We start from the raw sequence: 19,003 nt of genomic DNA, 5'->3' as shown, positions 1-19,003 counted from the left end.
GCGTGGTTCACCGACGCGATGCCGGCGGCCTGTTCGGCGGTGGCGCTGGAAATCTCGGCCACGATCTGCGTCACCCGGTCCACCGACTGCACCATGTCGCGCATGGTGTCGCCGGCCAGGCTGACCTGGCGCACGCCCGCTTCGACGCGGGCGGCGGAATCCTCGATCAGGCCCTTGATCTCCCGGGCAGCCTGCGCGCTGCGCTGGGCCAGCGAGCGCACCTCGCCCGCCACCACGGCAAAGCCCTTGCCCTGCTCCCCCGCGCGCGCCGCTTCCACGGCGGCGTTGAGCGCCAGGATGTTGGTCTGGAAGGCGATGCTGTCGACCACGCCAACGATCTCGCCGATGCGGCGGGCGCTCTCGGCGATGCCCTGCATGCTTTGCACCACCTCGTCGACCGCCGCGCCGCCGCGCTGCGCCAGCTGGGTCGCCCCCAGCGCCTGGCGGCTGGCCAGGTCGGCGTTGCCCGCGGTCAGCTGCACCGTGTGCGCCAGCTGCATCATGTTGGCCGAGGCTTCCTGCAGCGAGCCGGCCTGGCGCGCGGTGCGGTCCGACATGTCCGCGCCGCCCGCGGCGATCTCGCCCGAGCCGGCATGGATTTCCTCGACGCCCTGGCGCACCGAGGCCACGGCCGCCGACAGGCCTGTCTGCATGCGCCGCATGGCGCTGTACAGAACGCCGATCTCGTTGTCGCCGCGCATGGCGATCGCGCCCGTCAGGTCCCCATCGGCGATGCGGTCGAAATGCGCCCCCGCTTCATTCAGCGGCCGCAGGATGCCGCGGCGGAACGCCAGCCGGATCAATACGGCCAAAATCAGCACCAGCGCCAGCACGCCGGCCGCCACCGCGATCACCCGTTCCAGCGTGAAGCTGGCGCTGGCCACCGCCGCCTGGCCCTGATCGCGGGCGTAGGTCTGGTAGGCGTCGGCCTGCTTGACGTAGGCCGCGCCGCTGGACGCCAGCACCTTGTCCACCAGGCGGTTCACCTCGATGCCGTTCCAACCCTTGATCGCCGCGTGCATGGGCGCCAACGTCTGGTCCGCGAAGGCGGCGTACGCTGCCAGCACTCCGTCGAACAAGGGCGCGCCCTGGGCGCTGGCGTCGGGATTGGCGCGCAGGCGCCCCAGGCTGGCCGCGGCCTGCTTGAACAGCGCCTCGGCCTGCGCCAGCGACTCGTTGCGCGCCTCTTCCAGGCCACCTTCCATCGCCGTCTTGGCATCGGTCAGCGCGGCGCGCGCCTGGAACAGCCGGCTGGTCATATCCGCCAGGTCGCCGGCCCGTTCGATGCTGCCCCGGCCCAGCGCTTCGATGTCCGCGCGGTTTTCCCGCAGCACCGTGATTGCCCCCGCCGCCGCCAGCGCGAACAGCACCACGAACAACGCAAGAATGGCCGACAACGCCGTCGTGACCCTGATGTTTTTCCGCATATCAGTCCATACAAAACCTGCCGCCAGCGGCGGCGTTCGCATGGATTATGGACACCCAGTTTGGCAATTTCTTGACACAACCCCGGCGCCAGGATGACAAACTCCCGTCATGAAACCGAACCCCGTATTAAGCAATTGTGAATTGGCAGGGGCGGCGGCTTGCGGCACATTCAACGCTGCACCGAACCATTACCCATACAGAAAACCGCATCATGCCCAACGCCTCCCACGCTTATCAGGACATCCGCGAAGCCGTGCGCGACCTCTGCGCCCAGTTCCCCTCCGAATATTTCCGCAAGGTCGATGAAGAACGCGGCTACCCCGAAGCCTTCGTCCGCGCGCTGACCGAGGCAGGCTGGCTGGCCGCCCTGATCCCGCAGGAATACGGCGGCTCCGGCCTGGGCCTGACCGAAGCGTCGGTCATCATGGAAGAAATCAACCGCAGCGGCGGCAACTCGGGCGCCTGCCACGGCCAGATGTACAACATGGGCACCCTGCTGCGCCACGGCTCCAAAGCCCAGAAGCGCGAGTACCTGCCGCGCATCGCCGCCGGCGAACTGCGCCTGCAATCGATGGGTGTCACCGAACCCACCACCGGCACCGACACCACCAAGATCAAGACCACCGCCGTCAAGCGCGGCGACCGCTACGTCATCAACGGCCAGAAGGTCTGGATCTCGCGCGTGCAGCATTCCGATCTGATGATCCTGCTGGCGCGCACCACGCCGCTGGACCAGGTCACGCGCAAATCGGAAGGCATGTCCATCTTCCTGGTGGACCTGCATCATGCCGTCAAGCACGGCATGTCGATCCGCCCGATCCCCAACATGGTCAACCACGAGACCAACGAGCTGTTCTTCGACAATCTGGAAATCCCCGAAGAGAACCTGATCGGCGAAGAAGGCAAGGGTTTCAAGTACATCCTGGACGGCCTGAACGCCGAACGCACCCTGATCGCCGCCGAGTGCATCGGCGACGGCTACTGGTTCGTGGACAAGGTCACCGCCTACGCCAAGGAACGCATGGTGTTCGGCCGCCCCATCGGCCAGAACCAGGGCGTGCAGTTCCCCATCGCCCGCGCCCACATCAACGTCGAAGCCGCCAGCCTGATGCGCTACGAAGCCTGCCGCCTGTTCGACGCCCACGAGCCCTGCGGCGCCCAGGCCAACATGGCCAAGCTGCTGGCCGCCGACGCGTCCTGGGAAGCCGCCAACGCCTGCCTGCAGTTCCACGGCGGCTTTGGCTTCGCCACGGAATACGATGTCGAGCGCAAGTTCCGCGAAACCCGCCTGTATCAGGTCGCGCCGATCTCGACCAACCTGATCCTGTCCTACGTGGCCGAACACATCCTGGGCCTGCCCCGCTCCTTCTGACCGGACCCCGACATCAATGACCGCTGCCCAAGACACCCCGCACCTGAGCGCCGAACTCGCGGCCTTTGCCGCCAACCTGCGCTATGAGGACATCCCGGCCCCGGTGCTGCGCCGCGCCGAGGACCTGCTGCTGGACTGCCTGGCTTCCATCCTGGCCGGCGCCTCCGCCCGCGCCGTGCAGGCCATCGACCGCTATGCGGCCGCCATGGGCCCGGCCGACGGCCCCAGCGAAGTCCTGATCACCCGCCGCCGCACCACGCCCCTGTTCGCCGCCATGGTCAACGCCGCGACCGCCCACGTGGTGGAGCAGGACGACGTGCACAACGGCTCCGTGTTCCACCCCGCCGCCGTGGTCTTCCCGCCGGCGCTGGCGGTGGCCCAGGCCCTGGGCCGCTCGGGCCGCGACCTGCTGGTCGCCTCTGTTGCCGGCTACGAAGTGGGGATCCGCGTCGGCGAATTCCTGGGCCGTTCGCACTACAAGATCTTCCACACCACCGGCACCGCCGGCACGCTGGCCGCGGCCGTCACCACCGGCCGGCTGTTGAACCTGTCCCCCGAGGAAATGCTGAACGCGCTGGGCTCGGCCGGCACGCAGGCCGCCGGCCTCTGGGAGTTCCTGCGCGACGCCGCCGACTCCAAGCAGCTGCACACCGCCAAGGCCGCCGCCGACGGCATCACCGCCGCCTATCTCGCGCGTGAAGGTTTCACCGGCGCGCGCCACATTCTGGAAGGCCCGCAGGGCATGGCCGCCGGCATGTCGACGGACGCCGACCCGAGCCGCCTGTGCGACCGGCTGGGCGAACGCTGGGCGCTGGCCGAAACCTCGTTCAAATTCCACGCGTCCTGCCGCCACACCCATCCGGCGGCCGATGCATTGCAGCAGGCGCTGCGCGAAAACAACCTGACCGAAGCCGACATCGAGCGCGTCGTGGCTCACGTGCACCAGGGCGCCATCGACGTGCTGGGCCCCGTGGTCAACCCGCAGACCGTGCACCAGTCCAAGTTCTCGATGGGTACCGTGCTGGCCCTGATCGCCCGCCAGGGCCGCGCCGGCCTGGCGGAGTTCGACGCCGGCCTGGACGATCCGGGCGTGGCCACGTTCCGCGGCAAGGTCGAAATGGAGCTGGACCCGGAGGTCGACGGCGCCTACCCCCAGCGCTGGATCGGCAAGGTCACCGTCTACACCCGCGACGGCCGCAAGCTGCATGGGCGCGTGGACGAACCCAAGGGCGACCCGGGCAATACCCTGAGCCGCGCGGAAATCGAGGACAAGACGCTCAGCCTGGGCCGTTACGCTGACGCCGCTACGGAGCAAGAGCTGCGCGGACTGATCGATGCGATCTGGAATCTGGAAAAGGCGGAGAAGCTGGGGACGCTGCTGGCGCCGAAGTAATCCCAGCTGGCGGGGCTACGGGTTGGCCGCGGTGTGCGCGTCCAACCCGTTTCTTTTGATGCCGATCAGGCCAGCGCCGCGCGCTGCGCCCGCACCAGACCGGCAATGCCGCTTTCGGCCAGCACCAGCATCGTGTCCAGTTCCGCGCGGGTGAAGGTCGCACCCTCGCCCGTACCCTGCACTTCCACGAATGCGCCGCTGCCGGTCATGATCACGTTCACGTCGGCATCGCAGGCCGAGTCTTCCTCGTAGTCCAGATCCAGCACCGCGCGGCCCTGCACCAGGCCGACGGACACCGCCGCGACCGCGTCGCGGATCGGATTGGCAGCCAGAGCCCCGCGCTGCATCAGCAACGCGACGGCGTCGGCCGCGGCCACCCAGGCGCCGGTAATGCTGGCGCAGCGCGTGCCGCCATCGGCCTGCAGCACGTCGCAGTCCAGATGCAGCGTGCGCTCGCCCAGCGCCTTCATGTCGAACACTGCGCGCAGGCTGCGGCCGATCAGGCGCTGGATTTCCTGCGTGCGGCCGCTCTGCTTGCCGCGCGCGGCTTCGCGGTCGCCGCGCGTATGCGTGGCGCGCGGCAACATGCCGTATTCAGCCGTTACCCAGCCTTCTCCCTTGCCCTTCAGAAAAGGCGGTACTTTCTCCAATACGCTGGCCGTGCACAGCACATGGGTGTTGCCGGCCTTCACCAGCACCGAACCTTCGGCGTAGCGCGTAAAACCGCGCTCCAGGCTGAACGGCCGCAGTTCGTCGACGGCGCGGCCCGAAGGACGGGCGATGGCGGGGGTTGTGGTCACAGGCAAACTCCAGACGTGGCTTAGATCCGCCGCATTGTACGGGGTGGCGCCGCAGGAAAATGCCGCTTGGAGTATCCTGCCGCGATACAACCGGTACAAATGGAAAGGTCCGCGCCGAAAAACCGGCTGGCGCGGGCGACCGCCGGCTCCCAATAAAAAAGCATTACCAGGACACGCACATCATGATTCGCAGCATGACCGCTTTCGGCAACGCCCGCGCAGATCTCGAGCAAGGCACGCTTGCGCTCGAATTCCGCAGCGTCAACAGCCGCTTTCTCGATCTCTACTTCCGCCTGCCCGACGAATTGCGCCACGTGGAGACGCCGCTGCGCGAATTGCTGACGGCCAACCTGGCGCGCGGCAAGGTCGAGATCCGCGTCTCCTACACCCGCAACGCCAGCACCGACTTGTCCAAGCTGGAGCCGGCCTGGCTCGAAAGCCTGGCCGAACAGCTGCAGGCGGCGCGCCGCATCCTCCCCGACATCGCCGCGCCGCGCCTGGTGGAACTGTTCAATTGGCCCGGCCAGCGCGCCAACGACGCGCTCGATCCGCAAGTCTGGGGCGCCGCCTGCATGCAGGCCGCCCAGCAAGCGCTGACGCAGCTGCAGGAAGGCCGCGCGCGCGAAGGCGAACGCCTGGCCGGCATGATGCGCGAATGCGCCGACGGCGTGGCGCGCATCGTCGAACTGGTGCAGGCGCACCTGCCCCAGTTGCTGGCGGACCACCGCGACAAGCTGGCCTCCAAGCTGCGCGAAAGCGTGGAATCGGCCTTCCCCGGGGGCTTCACCCACATTTCCGGCTCGGAACTGTCGGAACGCCTGTCCCAGGAAGCCAACCTGTTCGCGCTGCGCATCGACGTGGCCGAAGAGCTGTCGCGCCTGCGTTCGCACCTCGAAGAACTGCGCCACCTGCTCGGCGACGGCGGCGGCAAGCCCGCCTCCGGCAAGAAAAACGCCGGCAGCGCAGGCAAGCGCCTGGATTTCCTGTTCCAGGAAATGAACCGCGAGGCCAACACCCTGGGCTCCAAGGCCGGCAGCATGGAAGTCACCCGCGCGGCCATGGACCTGAAACTGCTGATCGAGCAGATGCGGGAACAGGCGCAGAACATCGAGTAGGCAGATAAGCGGCGACGCTTGGCCTAAGCGCCGCACTTTGGTGCAAAAAAAGCAGCCCTTATGTCCTGGATCGATGATCCAGGACATAAGGGCTGCTTTTCGTCTGGCTTTTGGCTCGAACTGCACCCCGCATCAGTCTGTATCTGCTCATATACCGGTCAAGCTCCGCCCCGGCAAGCCGGGGCAAAGGCGATCTTGACCAGGCATGGTCCCATTGCGACTGCCAGAAATACCTCATAAAATCTGACTATTCTAGTCAGATTTGAGAGAACAGTATGCAGGCTTGGCAAATGCAAGAAGCCAAATCCCGCTTGTCCGAGGTCGTTAAAGCGGCCGGAAGCCAAGGTCCCCAGGAAATCACTGTACACGGGCGTTCTGTCGCGGTCGTGCTCTCGCGATCGGACTTCGACAAACTTTCAGGCACGGGGGAATCTCTCGTCGCCTTCATGCGTCGTTCCCCCCTGGCCGGCGACGAAGACCTCGACTTTCCCCGTGACGCCAGCCCGACGCGCAAGGATGGACTTTGAGCTATCTCGTCGATACCAATGTCCTGTCCGAACTGCGTCGAAAGCAACCAGATGGCAACGTGGTCAGATGGCTGCAGAAGCGCCCGCCCACCACGCTATTCCTATCCGCACTAACGCTAGGGGAGCTTCGCAAAGGCATAGAAATGATGCCGGAGGGCGAACGAAAGCGCAGTTATCTGGACTGGTTGGAGGTTGAATTACCCCGTTTTTTCAGTGGTCGCGTGCTGACCATTGATGAGCCTGTCGTGGATTGTTGGGGACGCTTGGTGGCTAAAGCCGGGCGCACGTTACCAGCTATCGACAGCTTGCTGGCCGCCACAGCAATGACGCACGGACTGACACTGGTCACCCGCAATGAACAGGATTTTCAACATTCAGGCCTGGACGTCATCAATCCCTGGGAAGGTACTTGACCGTGCTCTGCTTGAGCGGCCCTAACCATGCGCACCCTCCCCGACATCACTATTCCCGAAGGATTCAGCAGTTGGGATGCCGCTGACACTCTCAAGACCGATGAGGACGCCGCACTTTATTTCGAGGCTTGCCTGACAGAGGACCGAGGTGATGGCAGTCTGGTCCGTGCCGCCCTGCGTGATATCGCCCGCGCCCGCGGCTCAGCGCGCCTCGCCCGCCGCAGGCTCCCCCCGCAGCGCTGAATCCAGATACGCGCTGCGCGCCCGCGCATCGGGGAAACGCATGTCGCGATAGTTCACGAAGCGCGAGCCGCGCGCCAGCCTGTAGCCGGCCCAGATCAGCAGGAACAGCGGAATGCCGATATAGGTCGCGACCACCCCGCCCCAATCGATCTTGTCCTGCAGGAACGCCTGGTAGTTCTGGCCCAGGGTGATGATCAGGCACAGCACGAAAGCGAAGATCGGCCCGAACGGGAAGAACGGCGACACGTAGGGCAGATCGGCCAGGTTGTGGCCCTGCTTCACGTAGCCGCGGCGGAAACGGTAATGGCTGATGGCGATGCCCAGCCAGGCGATGAAGCCCGTCATGCCGGAGGTATTCAGCAGCCAGATGTAGACGGCATTGGGGCTGAAGATGAAGGTGAAGAAGCACAACGCCGCCACGACCGTGGTTGCCAGCAGCGCCCACAGCGGCACGCCGTTGCGCGAGATCCGGCCGAAAATGCGCGGTGCCTTGCCGTCGCGCGCCAGGCTGTAGAGCATGCGCGTGGCTGCGTACATGCCCGAGTTGCCTGCCGACAATACCGACGTCAGCACGACCGCGTTCATGACCGAAGCCGCTCCCAAGAGACCGGCCCGCTCGAAAATCAGGGCGAAGGGGCTGACGCTGATGTCCTCGACGTCGTTACGCAGCAGATGCGGATCGGTATACGGAATCAGCAGGCCGATGACCAGGATGGCCGCCACGTAGAACAGCAGGATGCGCCAGAACACCTGGCGCACCGCGCGCGGCAGGTTGCGCGCCGGGTCCTTGGATTCGCCGGCGGCGATGCCGATCAGCTCGGTGCCCTGGAACGAAAAGCCCACCACCATGGCCACGCCGATCAGCGCCGCAAAGCCGCCCGAGAACGGCGCGTCGCCCACCGTCCAGTTGGTCAGGCCGCCGGTTTCGCCGCCGCGGATGATGCCCAGCAGCATCATCACGCCCATGGCCACGAACGCCAGCACGGCGATGACCTTGATCAGCGCGAACCAGAATTCCGCCTCGCCGAAGCCGCGCGCCGACATGGCATTCAGACCGAACGTGATCGCCAGGAACAAGGCGCTCCAATAGAAGCCCGGCACATCAGGAAACCAATAGGCCATGACCAGCTGCGCCGCCACCAGGTCCACCGCCACGGTGACCGCCCAGTTGTACCAATAGTTCCAGCCCAGGGCGAAGCCGAAGCCGTCCTCGACATAGCGCGCGCCGTAGGTGGAGAAGGATCCGGAAACCGGCATGGCGGCGGCCAGTTCGCCCAGGCTGGTCATCAGGAAATAGACCATGATGCCAATCAGCACATAGCCCAGCAGCGCCCCGCCGGGGCCGGCCCGGGCGATCGTTGCGCCGGAGGCCACGAACAGGCCGGTGCCGATGGACCCGCCCACCGCAATCATGGTCAGGTGGCGCGCGGACAGCGTGCGGCGCAGTTCGGAAGGCGGGTTCGCCTTCGCGTCGCGCGTGCCGCCTGAGCGACGTTCATCGTGTTCCGATGGTGCCAAAGTGCATTTCCTTCAGGTCATGAAGGCACCCGCGCGCAGCGCCAGGTGCCTGGGAATTTCCAAGCAACCGGCGAGAATAGCGCAAGAGGCCCCATCCGGCGAAATCGGACGGCCTCGGGGACGGATCGACGGGCCTATTGGAACGCCGTTTCCATGAAGGTGCGCAGCTTGCGCGAATGCAGGCGTTCGGGCGGCATGTCGCGCAGCCGCTCCAGGGCGCGGATGCCGATTTCCAGATGCTGGTTCACCTGGCGGCGATAGAAGGCGCTGGCCATGCCGGGCAGCTTCAGTTCGCCATGCAAGGGCTTGTCCGACACGCACAGCAAGGTGCCGTACGGCACGCGGAAACGGAAGCCGTTGGCCGCGATGGTGGCCGACTCCATGTCCAGCGCAATCGCGCGGGACTGCGCAAAACGCTCCACCAGCTCCAGGTGGTCGCGCAGTTCCCAGTTGCGGTTGTCGATGGTGGCGACCGTGCCCGTGCGCATGATGCGTTTGAGGTCCCAGCCCGACAGCCCCGCCACTTCTTCGACCGCCTGCTCCAGCGCCACCTGCACCTCGGCCAGCGCCGGCACCGGCACCCAGGTCGGCAGGTCGGCATCAAGCACGTGGTCCTCGCGCACATAGCCGTGCGCCAGCACGTAGTCGCCCAGACGCTGCGAATCGCGCAGGCCGGCGCAGTGGCCCAGCATCAGCCAGGCATGCGGGCGCAGCACGGCGATGTGGTCGGTAATGGTCTTGGCATTGGACGGACCCACGCCAATGTTCACCAGCGTGATGCCGGAATGGTCGCCGCGCACCAGGTGGTAGGCCGGCATCTGCGGCAGGCGGATCGCCTGGTCCTCGTCGCCCGGGCCGCTTTCGCCACGGCGCGTGATGCGGTTGCCCGGTTCCACCAGCATTTCGTAGTCTTCGTTGCCGCTGGCCATCAGCGCGCGGGCGCGGGCGCAGAACTCGTCCACGTAGAACTGGTAGTTGGTGAACAGCACGAAGTTCTGGAAATGCGCCGGCGCGGTCGAGGTGTAGTGCTGCAAGCGGTGCAGCGAATAGTCCACGCGCTGGGCCGTGAAAGGCGCCAGCGGCTTGGGCTCGCCCTCCTTGCCGCGCCAGGAGCCGTTGACGATGGCGTCGTCCGTCACCGCCAGATCGGGCACATCGAACAAGTCGCGCAAGGGACGCTTGAGCGCCTCCAGATGCTCGCCCTCGACGTAGGCGCCCTCGGGGAAGGCGAAATGCAGCGGAATGGGCGAATCGGACTCGCCGACTTCCACCGCCACGCGGTGATTCTGCAGCAGCTGGCTGACCTGTTCTATCAGGTAGTCGCGAAACAGCGCGGGCTGGGTGATGGTGGTCTGGTAAATGCCCGGCTCGGCCACGTGGCCGTATGACAGCCGCGTATCGATCGGATCGTAGGTTTCCACCACGATGCGGATCGCCGGGTAATAGGCGCGGGCGCGCTCGCGGCCGTTGGTCGAGCCCTTCAGCACTTCACGGAAGGCGGCGCGCAGGAAGGCGGTGTTGCGCGCATAGATTTCAATCAGGCGCTCCACCGCCGCCACCGCATCCTGGAACGGCTCGAAGGGCAAGGCCTCTGGCCGGCTCATGGAAGATAAAGGGTGCACTGCGTTCATCATCGAGCTTTACTCCGCTTCTCATCTTATCTGTAACCGCGGCCGTTGCCGGCTTGCCGGGCCGCAGGGCCGATGGCGACGATTATGCCCGAGCCGGCGCAAGATGAAGTGTCATATTCGACTGTCCGCGAACTCGCGCGCGCCGTAACTTCCGCAGACAAGAATGCTGCATTGCACTACAAATGTAATGAAACATTATTCCATTACAATCATGTGGCATTCCGGGGTTTTGCGTCCCGGTGTTGCCCCCCTTTCCGCCGGCTTGCCTGTTCAGGCAAAGCCATGCCGCCCACTCCGATTCTTGAAGTGACGTAATGACGCCGCCCACGCGAAAAGCCCGAATTGCCCAGCTACGCATTCCCGTATTCCTGTCAGCGCCCATCATCGCCCTGACCCTTTCCTGGATTCCCGACGCCGCCCAGGCGTCCGTCCGCCTCGAGCCGGCCCGTCCCTCGCTCACCGGCCTGCGCCTGGCGCAGGAACCCACCGTCCCCACCCTGCGCGACCGCGTCGTGCAAGCCGGCCTGGAGGCCATCGGCACCCCCTATAGCTGGGGCGGCGACGACGCCGAAGGTTTCGATTGCAGCGGACTGGTCCTGCATGTCTTCCGCGAGATCGCCGGCCTGGAATTGCCGCGCACGGCCCGCGCCCAGCGCACCGCCGGCGAATCCGTCTCCAACAAGCAGGAACTGCGCCCCGGCGACCTGGTGTTCTTCGCCACGCGCGGCCGCGGCGTGACCTCGCACGTCGGCATCTACATCGGCCAGAACAAGTTTGTCCACGCCCCGCGCCGCGGCACCAAGGTGCGTGTGGATGAAATGAAGAATCCGTACTGGACCAAGCGCTACGTCGGCGCCCGGCGCTATCTGGATATGCAACCAGGCCAGATGCTGGCCCAGGCTTCCCCGCGCTGACGGAAAGATCGGGGCGGCGCCCCCGGCGCACCCCAAGGGGGCGGCACCACAGCCTGCGGCGGCCCGTCCGGAAAGGACGCGCCGCCGCAGGCCAGCTGCGTTTCAGCCCCGGCCCACGAAGGGCATGTTGGTCGCCATGATGGTCATGAACTGCACGTTGGCCTCCAGCGGCAGGCGCGCCATGGCGGCAACCGCCTGCGCCACGTGCGCCACATCCATGCGCGGCTCGACCTTGGTGCTGCCGTCGGCCTGCAGGATGCCCGCGGCCATGCGCTCGGTCATATCGGTGGCGGCATTGCCGATGTCGATCTGCCCGCAAGCGATGTTGTAGGGCCGGCAATCCAGCGAAATCGACTTCGTCAGCCCGGACACCGCATGCTTGGTCGCGGTGTAGGCGATGGAGAACGGGCGCGGCGCATGCGCCGAGATCGAACCGTTGTTGATGATGCGCCCGCCGCGCGGATTCTGCGCCTTCATCACGCGGATCGCAGCCTGCGCGCACAGGAACATGCCGGTCAGGTTGGTGTCGACCACGTCGCGCCACACCGATACGGGCAACTCCTCGATCGGCATGGCCGGCGCGCCGCGTCCGGCATTGTTGAACAACACGTCCAGCCGGCCATATTCACGCTGCGCCGCATCGAAGAGTTCGCGCACGGCCTGCTCGTCCGACACATCCGTGGGCACCACCAGCGCCCTCACGCCGTCCTCGCCCGCCGCGGTGCGGGTCGCTTCCAGCGGTTCGCGGCGGCGGCCGGCCAGCACGACCCGATAGCCTTGCGCCAGGAATTCCAGCGCCACCGCGCGGCCTATGCCGGTACCGGCGCCGGTGACCAGCGCCACGCGCGGATGTTCGATCTCGTTCGCTTGCATCGGATTCTCCTTGTTATAGATCGGCGAAATGCTACCCGAATCGTTCTGGCCATGCTGCAAGCGAAGGTTCCAGCGGTGACACATTCGAACCGGTCACACGCAAGCAAAAATTACCCGGCAAAGGCAGCCTGCCCGCGGCGGGAAAAGATGCGTCTTTCGGCGGCCGAACGCGCGCTGCCGATCCCCGGCGAGGCCGCTTTCCCGCGCATGCTCCACGCAGAAAAAACCGCCACGGCGCATGCCATCGGACCGACAATCCCGTGTTGATCCGTCACAAGTCTTTATATAATTCCTAGAAATTAGCTTATTACCAAAAATCCAATAACATCCACGGAGCAGGTTACATGACCCCACGGTCCCTACCCACCGCGCTGATGCTGGGCGCGCTGTACGCCGCCTCGGCCGGGGCGCAAGGCGCGCCCGACGGCAAGCAGATCAGCACCCAGGGCGCCAACGGCGCGCCCGCCTGTATCACCTGCCACGGCGCCCGTGGCGAAGGCAACCCGGCCGCCGGCTTTCCGCAGCTGGCCGGCATGGGCAGCGCCTATCTGGACGAACAGCTCGAAGCCATGGCCAACGGCTCGCGCGTCAGCCCGGTGATGGCCGCCACCGCCAAGGCGCTGGACCCGGCGCAACGCAAGGCCGTGGCGCAGTACTACGCGTCGCTGCCTTCCGCGCTGGATACCGACAAGCTCGCCGCCACCGCCATGCATCCGGCCCAGCCCGCCGACACCGGCGCCTGGCTGGCCACCCGTGGCGCCTGGGACAAGAACGTGCCCGCCTGCAACCAATGCCACGGCCCAGGCGGCATCGGCGTCGGCGCGAATTTCCCCGCCTTGGCCGGGCAGCCCGCCGCCTACATCGCAGGCCAGCTGCGCGCCTGGCAGCAAGGGCAGCGCCCGCCGGGCCCGCTGGGCCTGATGCCGGCCGTCGCCACCCGCCTCTCCAGCGCCGAGATCGACGCCGTGTCCGCCTATTACGCAGGCCTGCCCAAGGCCGCCGACCAGCTTGCCGCGCAAGCCAACACCGCCGCGGGAGCCCAGAAATGACCGCCATCAGCCTGCGCCTGCTGTCCGCCGCCTGTCTGCTCGCATCCGCCGCCACGTTCGCGGCCGAACCCCGCCCGTCCTTCACGCCGCCGTCCGCCGCATCCATCCCCGACAACGATTTCGGCAAAGCCGTACGCGAAGGCGAGCAGATCTTCCTGCACACCCCACAGAAGGCCGCCAAGTTCGTCGGCAACAACCTGAACTGCGTCAGCTGCCACCTGGACGCCGGCCGCCGGCCGGATTCCGCGCCGATGTGGGCGGCCTACGTGCTGTATCCCGCCTATCGCGCCAAGAACGGCCACGTCAACACCCTGGCCGAACGCCTGCAAGGGTGCTTCCGCTTCAGCATGAACGGCAAGGCGCCTGCCGCGGACGATCCCACCCTGACCGCGCTGCAAACCTATATGTTCTGGCTGGCCAGCAAGGCGCCGACCGGAGTCGTCCTGGACGGCCAGGGCTATCGCAAACTGCCACCCCCCGCCCAAAAAGCGGACTACGTGCGCGGCAGCGAGGTCTATGCGCAGTATTGCGCCGTCTGTCACGGGGCCGAAGGCCAGGGCCAGAAGAACGGCAAGCATTGGGTGTTCCCGGCCCTGTGGGGCGCGGACTCCTTCAACTGGGGCGCGGGCATGCACCAGATCGGCAATGCGGCCGGTTTCATCAAGGCCAACATGCCGCTCGGGCAGGGTGGCATGCTGAGCGACCAGGAAGCCTGGGACGTCGCCTACTTCATGAACGCGCATGAACGTCCGCAGGATCCGCGCTACACCGAATCGGTCGCCGCGACCCGGGCCAAGTACCACGACTCCGACGATTCGCTGTACGGCATCGAGGTCAACGGCCATCTGCTGGGCAGCGACTCCCCGCCGGCCGGCGGCAGGCTGACCCAGGCCGCGGCCAAGGCTGGCGGCTGAATCCGGCGGGCGCAGATCACGCGGCCGGCTTGCGGGTTGCCCCCTGCCCGGCCGCGTGATTTGTTATTCTTCGTGTCTCAGCATCACACGCCTGCCACATTCATGTCCGCCAATCCCGGAAACGTCTTCATGGTCGTCGCGCCCAGCGGCGCCGGCAAGTCCAGCCTGGTCAAGGCCTTGCTCCAGCAAGACCCCTCCATCCTGCTCTCCATTTCCTGCACCACCCGCGCGCCCCGCCCCGGCGAGGAAGACGGCCGCGAATACCGCTTCGTGTCCCCGGACGAGTTCAAGCTCCTGCGCGAAGGCAACAACCTGCTGGAATGGGCGGAAGTGCACGGCAATTTTTACGGCACGCCGCGAGACCGCATCGACGAAGCCACCCGCGCCGGCCGCGACGTGCTGCTGGAAATCGACTGGCAAGGCGCGCGCCAGGTGAAGCAGCGCTTCCCCGGCGCAATCGGCGTGTTCGTGCTGCCGCCTTCCATCGATGAACTCGAAAGCCGGCTCAAGGCGCGCGGCCAGGATGCGCCCCAGGTGATCGCGCGCCGCCTGATGGCCGCGGGCGGCGAAATCGCCCACGCGCCTGAATGCGAATATGTTATTATTAATCAAGAATTTAGCGTGGCCTTGTCGGAATTGACTCAAATAGTCAGCGCCGCGCGGCTGCGCTTTTCGTCTCAGGCCGCCCGCCACAGCCAGTTGTTCTCGCAACTCGGCATCCCGGCCGAGCACTGAGCCGAACGCATTCTCCCTATCCTCCATCAGCACCAGGTGTCCTAATGGCTCGCATTACCGTCGAAGACTGTCTGAACCAAATCCCCAATCGTTTCAAGCTCACGCTGGCCGCGACCTACCGCGCCCGCGAGTTGGCGCAAGGCCATGCCCCGCGCCTGGACAGCAAAGACAAGCCCACGGTCACCGCCCTGCGCGAAATCGCGGGCGGCCTCACCGGCGTGGAAATGCTGCGTAAAGTACCCACCTGATCGTTTCCGGGGGCGGCAAGCATGGCTTTTCCCGGGCTGAAGTACGCTTCATCAGGTCTGCTTGCCGCACTGCGTGCCGGCTCCCGTCTCGGGCGCCGCACGGGCAAGAAAGACAAGACCCTCCCCACGCCACCGTCCGTCGCCGCGCAAGAAGCGGCGGACGCGACCGCCTCGCCGGTCGCTTCGCTGGCGCCGCTGACCGAAATCATCGGCAGCTATCTCGACAAGAAAGACGTAGAACGCGTGCGCGAAGCCTATCGCTTCGCCGACCAGGCGCACCTGGGCCAGTTCCGCGCCAGCGGCTCGCCCTACATCTCTCACCCCATCGCCGTCACGGAAATCTGCGCAGGCTGGAAGCTGGACGTCAACGCGTTGTCCGCCGCCCTGCTGCACGACGTGATGGAAGACCAGGGCATCGCCAAGCACGAACTGGCCGAGAAATTCGGCCCTGAAGTCGCCGAGCTGGTCGACGGCCTGTCCAAGCTGGACCGCCTGGACTTCGCCACCAAGGCCGAACAGCAGGCCGAAAGTTTCCGCAAGATGCTGTTGGCGATGGCGCGCGACGTGCGCGTCATCCTCATCAAGCTGGCCGACCGCCTGCACAACATGCGCACGCTGGACGCGGTCAATCCCGAAAAGCGCCGCCGCATCGCGCGCGAAACGCTGGAGATCTACGCGCCCATCGCCCACCGCCTGGGCCTGAACCTGCTGTTCCGCGAACTGCAGGACCTGTGCTTCGCGGCGATGTACCCGAACCGCTACCAGGTGCTGTACAAGGCCGTGCTGGCCGCACGCGGCAACCGCCGCGAAGTCATCACCAAGATCGCCGATTCGGTGCGGGCCTCGCTGCCTGCCGCCGGCATCGAAGCCGAGGTCACCGGCCGCGAAAAGACGCTTTATGGCATCTACCGCAAGATGGTCGACCAGAAGAAGTCGTTCTCCGACGTCCTGGACATCTACGGCTTTCGCGTCATCGTGCACACCCTGCCCGAGTGCTACCTGGCGCTGGGCACGCTGCATCAGCTCTACCGGCCCGTGCCCGGCAAGTTCAAGGACTACATCGCCATCCCCAAGGTGAACGGCTACCAGTCCCTGCACACGACCCTGGTCGGCCCCTACGGCACGCCCGTGGAGTTCCAGTTCCGCACCCGCGACATGCATCACGTGGCGGAAGAAGGCGTGGCCTCGCACTGGCTCTACAAGGGCGCCGACCTGACCCTGAACGACCTGCAGAAACGCACCCACCAGTGGCTGCAATCGCTGCTGGACATCCAGAGCCAGACGGGCGATTCCGGCGAATTCCTGGAGCACGTCAAGGTCGACCTGTTCCCCGACGCGGTCTACGTGTTCACCCCGCGCGGCAAGATCATCTCGCTGCCCCGCGGCGCCACGCCGGTGGACTTCGCCTACGCCATCCATACCGACATCGGCAACCAGGCGGTGGCCGCCAAGGTCAACGGCGAATTCGTGCCCCTGCGCACCGAAATGAACAGCGGCGACACGGTGGAAATCGTGACCTCGCCCGCCTCCCGTCCGAACGCGCAGTGGCTCAACTACGTGCGCACCGGGCGCGCGCGCTCCGAAATCCGCCACTACCTGCGCACGGTCAAGTACGAAGAGTCGGTGGCCTTCGGCGAACGCCTGCTGGGCCAGGCGCTGCAGGAACTGCGCATGCCCCTGCCCGCCACCGACGACCCGGCCTGGCAGAAGCTGGCGCGCAGCACCGGCGCCAGCTCGCGCGAGGAAATCCTGGCCGACATCGGCCTGGGCAAGCGCCTGGCCGCCGTGGTGGCGCGCCGCTTTGCGCCCGAGCATCAACTGGTGGCGACCACGGCCGCGGCCGTGGACGAACTGACCTCGGCGCGTAGCGCCCCCATCCTGATCCAGGGCAATGAAGGCCAGGCCGTGCAGTTGGCGCCTTGCTGCGGCCCGCTGCCGGGCGACCCCATCATCGCCGGCATGCGCATGGGACACGGACTGGTGGTGCATACCGCCGATTGCCCGGTGGCCATGCGCCAGCGCCTGCGCGAACCCGAACGCTGGATCAACGTCGGCTGGGACGCCCACACCGCCAAGCACCTGGCCACGCGCCTGGACATCGTCACGCGCAACGAGCGCGGCGTGCTGGGGCGGCTGGCCGCGGAGGTCACCGCGGCCGACGCCAACATCGTGCACGTCACCATGCACGACGACGCGGTCGCCACGGTGTCGCTGCACCTGACCATACAGGTCGACAGCCGCAAGCACCTGGCGCAGGTCATCCGCGCCATCCGCCACGTGCCGCAGGTGCAGAAGATCGTGCGCGTGAAGGGTTAAGTGGTTCTTCAGTGCAGAGCTGAAACGCCAGCCCTGCACTGCCCTTCTCAAGTCACGTGCTGCAGAAAATCCTTGAGACGCTGGCTGGGCGGATTGCTCAGCAATTCGCCCGGCGGCCCGTCATGGGCGATCTTGCCGGCGTCGATGAAAATCAACCGGCTGCCCACCTTGCGCGCGAACTCCATCTCATGCGTGACCACCACCATGGTCATGCCCTCTTCGGCCAGGTCGCGCATGACCTTCAGCACCTCATGGCGCAGTTCCGGATCCAGCGCCGACGTGGGTTCGTCGAACAGCATCAGCTTGGGCTTGATGGCCAGCGCCCGTGCAATCGCCACGCGCTGCTGCTGGCCGCCCGACAGCTCCGAGGGATAGTGGTTCATGCGCTCGGCCAGGCCGACCTTGGCCAGCAGGCTTTCGGCCAGCTCGCGCGCCTCGGCGCGGCTCTGCCCGCGCGTATGCACCGGGCCGAACATGACGTTTTCCAGCGCGGTCATCTGCGGGAACAGGTTGAACTGCTGGAACACCATGCCCGCTTCGCGCCGGATCTCGCGTACTTGCGCCGCCCCGCCGTTCACGCTCAGGCCGTCCACCAGCAAATCGCCGCCATTGATGGTTTCCAGCACGTTGATGCAGCGCAGAAAGGTGGACTTGCCGGAGCCCGACGGCCCGACCACCACCACGACCTCGCCCGCATCGATGTTCAGCGAAATGCCGTTGAGCACCATGGACTCGCCGAAGTTCTTGGTGACGTTGTGGAATTCAACCATGCTCATAATATGCGCATCCTTCTTTCAATCAGATGCAGGCCCAGCGCCATGAGGCCGGTCAGGATCAGGTAAACGATCGCGACCGCCGACCAGATCTCGACGGCGCGGAAGTTGCTGGCCATGATCTCCTGGCCCTGCCGGGTCAGTTCGGCCACGCCGATCACGATGAAGAGCGAGGAATCCTTCAGGCTGATGATGCACTGATTGCCCAGCGGCGGAATCATGCGGCGGAACGCCACCGGCCCGATGATGTGCAAGAGGATCTTGTGGAACGGCAGCCCCATGGCCTGGCCCGCTTCCTTCAGGCCCTTGTGCACCGACAGCAGCGCGCCGCGCACGATCTCGGAAATATAGGCCCCGGAGTTGATGATGAGCGTGACGATCGCGGCCCATTCCGCATCCACCCGGATGTTCGCCAGCAAGGGCAAGGCGAAATAGATGAACATCACCTGCACCACGATGGGCGTGCCGCGGATGACCGCGACATAGACCTGCGCGATGGCCGACAGGACGGGGTGTCCGTAGGCCCGCGTCACGCCGGATAGCGCGCCCAACAAAAAACCACCCAACAAGCCCCAGAACGTGATCTTGATGGTCATCAGCGTACCCTCGAGCAGATTGGGTAGCGCGCCTTCGATTACAGTCCAGTCAAACTCCACGATATACCCCCTATGGCGCGGCGCCGTGCCGGAACACGGCGTGAGCGGCGCGGGACCGCCCGCCGGACTGCGGCGAGGCGGCCGG

General features: G+C 66.1%; 17 protein-coding genes and 1 pseudogene. 11 read left to right on the top strand and 7 right to left on the bottom strand.

Translation table 11 applies throughout. The annotated features are described in order from the left end of the window. Window positions 1–41 precede the first annotated feature (41 nt). Window positions 42–1,427 (bottom strand): annotated as a pseudogene (locus tag FOC84_RS28670) (methyl-accepting chemotaxis protein); the annotation flags it as partial. 212 nt (window positions 1,428–1,639) lie between these two features. Between FOC84_RS28670 and FOC84_RS28665 the strand changes: the two are divergent. Together FOC84_RS28665 and FOC84_RS28660 are read left to right on the top strand one after the other, a co-directional pair. Next, a complete protein-coding gene (locus tag FOC84_RS28665) occupies window positions 1,640–2,800 on the top strand; it encodes an acyl-CoA dehydrogenase family protein (protein ID WP_173148251.1) in 1,161 nt (386 codons plus the stop codon). Window positions 2,801–2,816: 16 nt separating this feature from the next. Continuing rightward, window positions 2,817–4,193: an MmgE/PrpD family protein gene (locus tag FOC84_RS28660; RefSeq protein ID WP_173148249.1), complete on the top strand. Its 1,377-nt coding sequence runs from the start codon at window positions 2,817–2,819 to the stop codon at window positions 4,191–4,193. A gap of 65 nt (window positions 4,194–4,258) precedes the next feature. Here the strand turns inward: FOC84_RS28660 and rph are convergent, their stop codons facing one another. After that, a complete protein-coding gene (gene rph, locus FOC84_RS28655; RefSeq protein ID WP_302053177.1) occupies window positions 4,259–4,993 on the bottom strand; it encodes a ribonuclease PH in 735 nt (244 codons plus the stop codon). A gap of 182 nt (window positions 4,994–5,175) precedes the next feature. On the opposite strand from rph, the gene FOC84_RS28650 reads away from it, so the two are divergent. The 3 genes from FOC84_RS28650 (at window position 5,176) to FOC84_RS28640 (ending at window position 7,048) form a co-directional block, all read left to right on the top strand. Then, window positions 5,176–6,108 carry a YicC/YloC family endoribonuclease gene (locus tag FOC84_RS28650; RefSeq protein WP_173148247.1) on the top strand — a complete coding sequence of 311 codons (933 nt, stop codon included), beginning with the start codon at window positions 5,176–5,178 and terminating at the stop codon, window positions 6,106–6,108. Window positions 6,109–6,383: 275 nt separating this feature from the next. After that, window positions 6,384–6,635 (top strand): type II toxin-antitoxin system Phd/YefM family antitoxin, encoded by a 252-nt coding sequence (locus FOC84_RS28645; RefSeq protein WP_173148245.1) that lies wholly within the window; start codon window positions 6,384–6,386, stop codon window positions 6,633–6,635. After that, entirely contained in the window at window positions 6,632–7,048 is a 417-nt protein-coding gene (locus FOC84_RS28640) for a type II toxin-antitoxin system VapC family toxin (RefSeq protein ID WP_173148243.1), read from the top strand. The genes FOC84_RS28645 and FOC84_RS28640 overlap by 4 nt, the downstream gene beginning before the upstream one ends. Window positions 7,049–7,249: 201 nt before the next feature. On the opposite strand, the gene FOC84_RS28635 is transcribed toward FOC84_RS28640, so the two are convergent. Continuing rightward, window positions 7,250–8,737 (bottom strand): amino acid permease, encoded by a 1,488-nt coding sequence (locus FOC84_RS28635; protein WP_254242045.1) that lies wholly within the window; start codon window positions 8,735–8,737, stop codon window positions 7,250–7,252. A 206-nt stretch (window positions 8,738–8,943) separates the two neighbouring features. Then, a complete protein-coding gene (locus FOC84_RS28630) occupies window positions 8,944–10,443 on the bottom strand; it encodes an AMP nucleosidase (protein ID WP_438800850.1) in 1,500 nt (499 codons plus the stop codon). A gap of 311 nt (window positions 10,444–10,754) precedes the next feature. Between FOC84_RS28630 and FOC84_RS28625 the strand changes: the two genes are divergently transcribed. Continuing rightward, the gene (locus tag FOC84_RS28625) at window positions 10,755–11,354 is read left to right on the top strand and encodes a C40 family peptidase (protein WP_173148239.1); all 600 of its coding nucleotides are present in this window, start codon (window positions 10,755–10,757) and stop codon (window positions 11,352–11,354) included. A 102-nt stretch (window positions 11,355–11,456) separates the two neighbouring features. Here FOC84_RS28625 and FOC84_RS28620 read toward each other — a convergent pair whose 3' ends face one another. After that, entirely contained in the window at window positions 11,457–12,227 is a 771-nt protein-coding gene (locus FOC84_RS28620; RefSeq protein WP_173148237.1) for an SDR family oxidoreductase, read from the bottom strand. Between the two features lie 344 nt (window positions 12,228–12,571). Here FOC84_RS28620 and FOC84_RS28615 point away from each other — a divergent pair, with 344 nt between their 5' ends. The 5 genes from FOC84_RS28615 (at window position 12,572) to FOC84_RS28595 (ending at window position 17,489) form a co-directional block, all read left to right on the top strand. Continuing rightward, window positions 12,572–13,276: a c-type cytochrome gene (locus tag FOC84_RS28615; protein ID WP_173148235.1), complete on the top strand. Its 705-nt coding sequence runs from the start codon at window positions 12,572–12,574 to the stop codon at window positions 13,274–13,276. Then, on the top strand, window positions 13,273–14,190 hold the full coding sequence (locus FOC84_RS28610) for a c-type cytochrome (RefSeq protein ID WP_173148233.1): 918 nt from the start codon (window positions 13,273–13,275) through the stop codon (window positions 14,188–14,190). Before FOC84_RS28615 ends, FOC84_RS28610 begins: the two co-directional genes overlap by 4 nt. Before the next feature lie 102 nt (window positions 14,191–14,292). Beyond that, a complete protein-coding gene (gene gmk, locus FOC84_RS28605; RefSeq protein WP_173148231.1) occupies window positions 14,293–14,925 on the top strand; it encodes a guanylate kinase in 633 nt (210 codons plus the stop codon). 44 nt (window positions 14,926–14,969) lie between these two features. After that, window positions 14,970–15,173 (top strand): DNA-directed RNA polymerase subunit omega, encoded by a 204-nt coding sequence (gene rpoZ, locus FOC84_RS28600; protein ID WP_006219679.1) that lies wholly within the window; start codon window positions 14,970–14,972, stop codon window positions 15,171–15,173. Window positions 15,174–15,194: 21 nt separating this feature from the next. Then, the gene (locus FOC84_RS28595) at window positions 15,195–17,489 is read left to right on the top strand and encodes a RelA/SpoT family protein (RefSeq protein WP_173148229.1); all 2,295 of its coding nucleotides are present in this window, start codon (window positions 15,195–15,197) and stop codon (window positions 17,487–17,489) included. Window positions 17,490–17,536: 47 nt separating this feature from the next. On the opposite strand, the gene glnQ is transcribed toward FOC84_RS28595, so the two are convergent. Together glnQ and glnP are read right to left on the bottom strand one after the other, a co-directional pair. Then, entirely contained in the window at window positions 17,537–18,265 is a 729-nt protein-coding gene (gene glnQ / locus FOC84_RS28590; RefSeq protein WP_013394001.1) for a glutamine ABC transporter ATP-binding protein GlnQ, read from the bottom strand. Then, a complete protein-coding gene (glnP, locus tag FOC84_RS28585; RefSeq protein ID WP_173148227.1) occupies window positions 18,262–18,918 on the bottom strand; it encodes a glutamine ABC transporter permease GlnP in 657 nt (218 codons plus the stop codon). The genes glnQ and glnP overlap by 4 nt, the downstream gene beginning before the upstream one ends. Window positions 18,919–19,003: the final 85 nt, after the last annotated feature.

It is taken from the genome of Achromobacter pestifer, from assembly GCF_013267355.1.
GTDB lineage: Bacteria > Pseudomonadota > Gammaproteobacteria > Burkholderiales > Burkholderiaceae_B > Achromobacter > Achromobacter pestifer_A.
This window is presented reverse-complemented; position numbering and strand designations above follow the sequence as displayed.

Coding starts and splice junctions, on each gene's coding strand:
- FOC84_RS28615 (WP_173148235.1), top strand. CDS start 12,572: ATGACCCCACGGTCCCTACCCACCGCGCTGATGCTGGGCGCGCTGTAC.
- FOC84_RS28610 (WP_173148233.1), top strand. CDS start 13,273: ATGACCGCCATCAGCCTGCGCCTGCTGTCCGCCGCCTGTCTGCTCGCA.
- FOC84_RS28595 (WP_173148229.1), top strand. CDS start 15,195: ATGGCTTTTCCCGGGCTGAAGTACGCTTCATCAGGTCTGCTTGCCGCA.
- FOC84_RS28630 (WP_438800850.1), bottom strand. CDS start 10,443: ATGATGAACGCAGTGCACCCTTTATCTTCCATGAGCCGGCCAGAGGCC.
- FOC84_RS28620 (WP_173148237.1), bottom strand. CDS start 12,227: ATGCAAGCGAACGAGATCGAACATCCGCGCGTGGCGCTGGTCACCGGC.
- glnQ (WP_013394001.1), bottom strand. CDS start 18,265: ATGAGCATGGTTGAATTCCACAACGTCACCAAGAACTTCGGCGAGTCC.
- FOC84_RS28645 (WP_173148245.1), top strand. CDS start 6,384: ATGCAGGCTTGGCAAATGCAAGAAGCCAAATCCCGCTTGTCCGAGGTC.
- FOC84_RS28650 (WP_173148247.1), top strand. CDS start 5,176: ATGATTCGCAGCATGACCGCTTTCGGCAACGCCCGCGCAGATCTCGAG.
- FOC84_RS28625 (WP_173148239.1), top strand. CDS start 10,755: ATGACGCCGCCCACGCGAAAAGCCCGAATTGCCCAGCTACGCATTCCC.
- gmk (WP_173148231.1), top strand. CDS start 14,293: ATGTCCGCCAATCCCGGAAACGTCTTCATGGTCGTCGCGCCCAGCGGC.
- FOC84_RS28660 (WP_173148249.1), top strand. CDS start 2,817: ATGACCGCTGCCCAAGACACCCCGCACCTGAGCGCCGAACTCGCGGCC.
- rpoZ (WP_006219679.1), top strand. CDS start 14,970: ATGGCTCGCATTACCGTCGAAGACTGTCTGAACCAAATCCCCAATCGT.
- FOC84_RS28665 (WP_173148251.1), top strand. CDS start 1,640: ATGCCCAACGCCTCCCACGCTTATCAGGACATCCGCGAAGCCGTGCGC.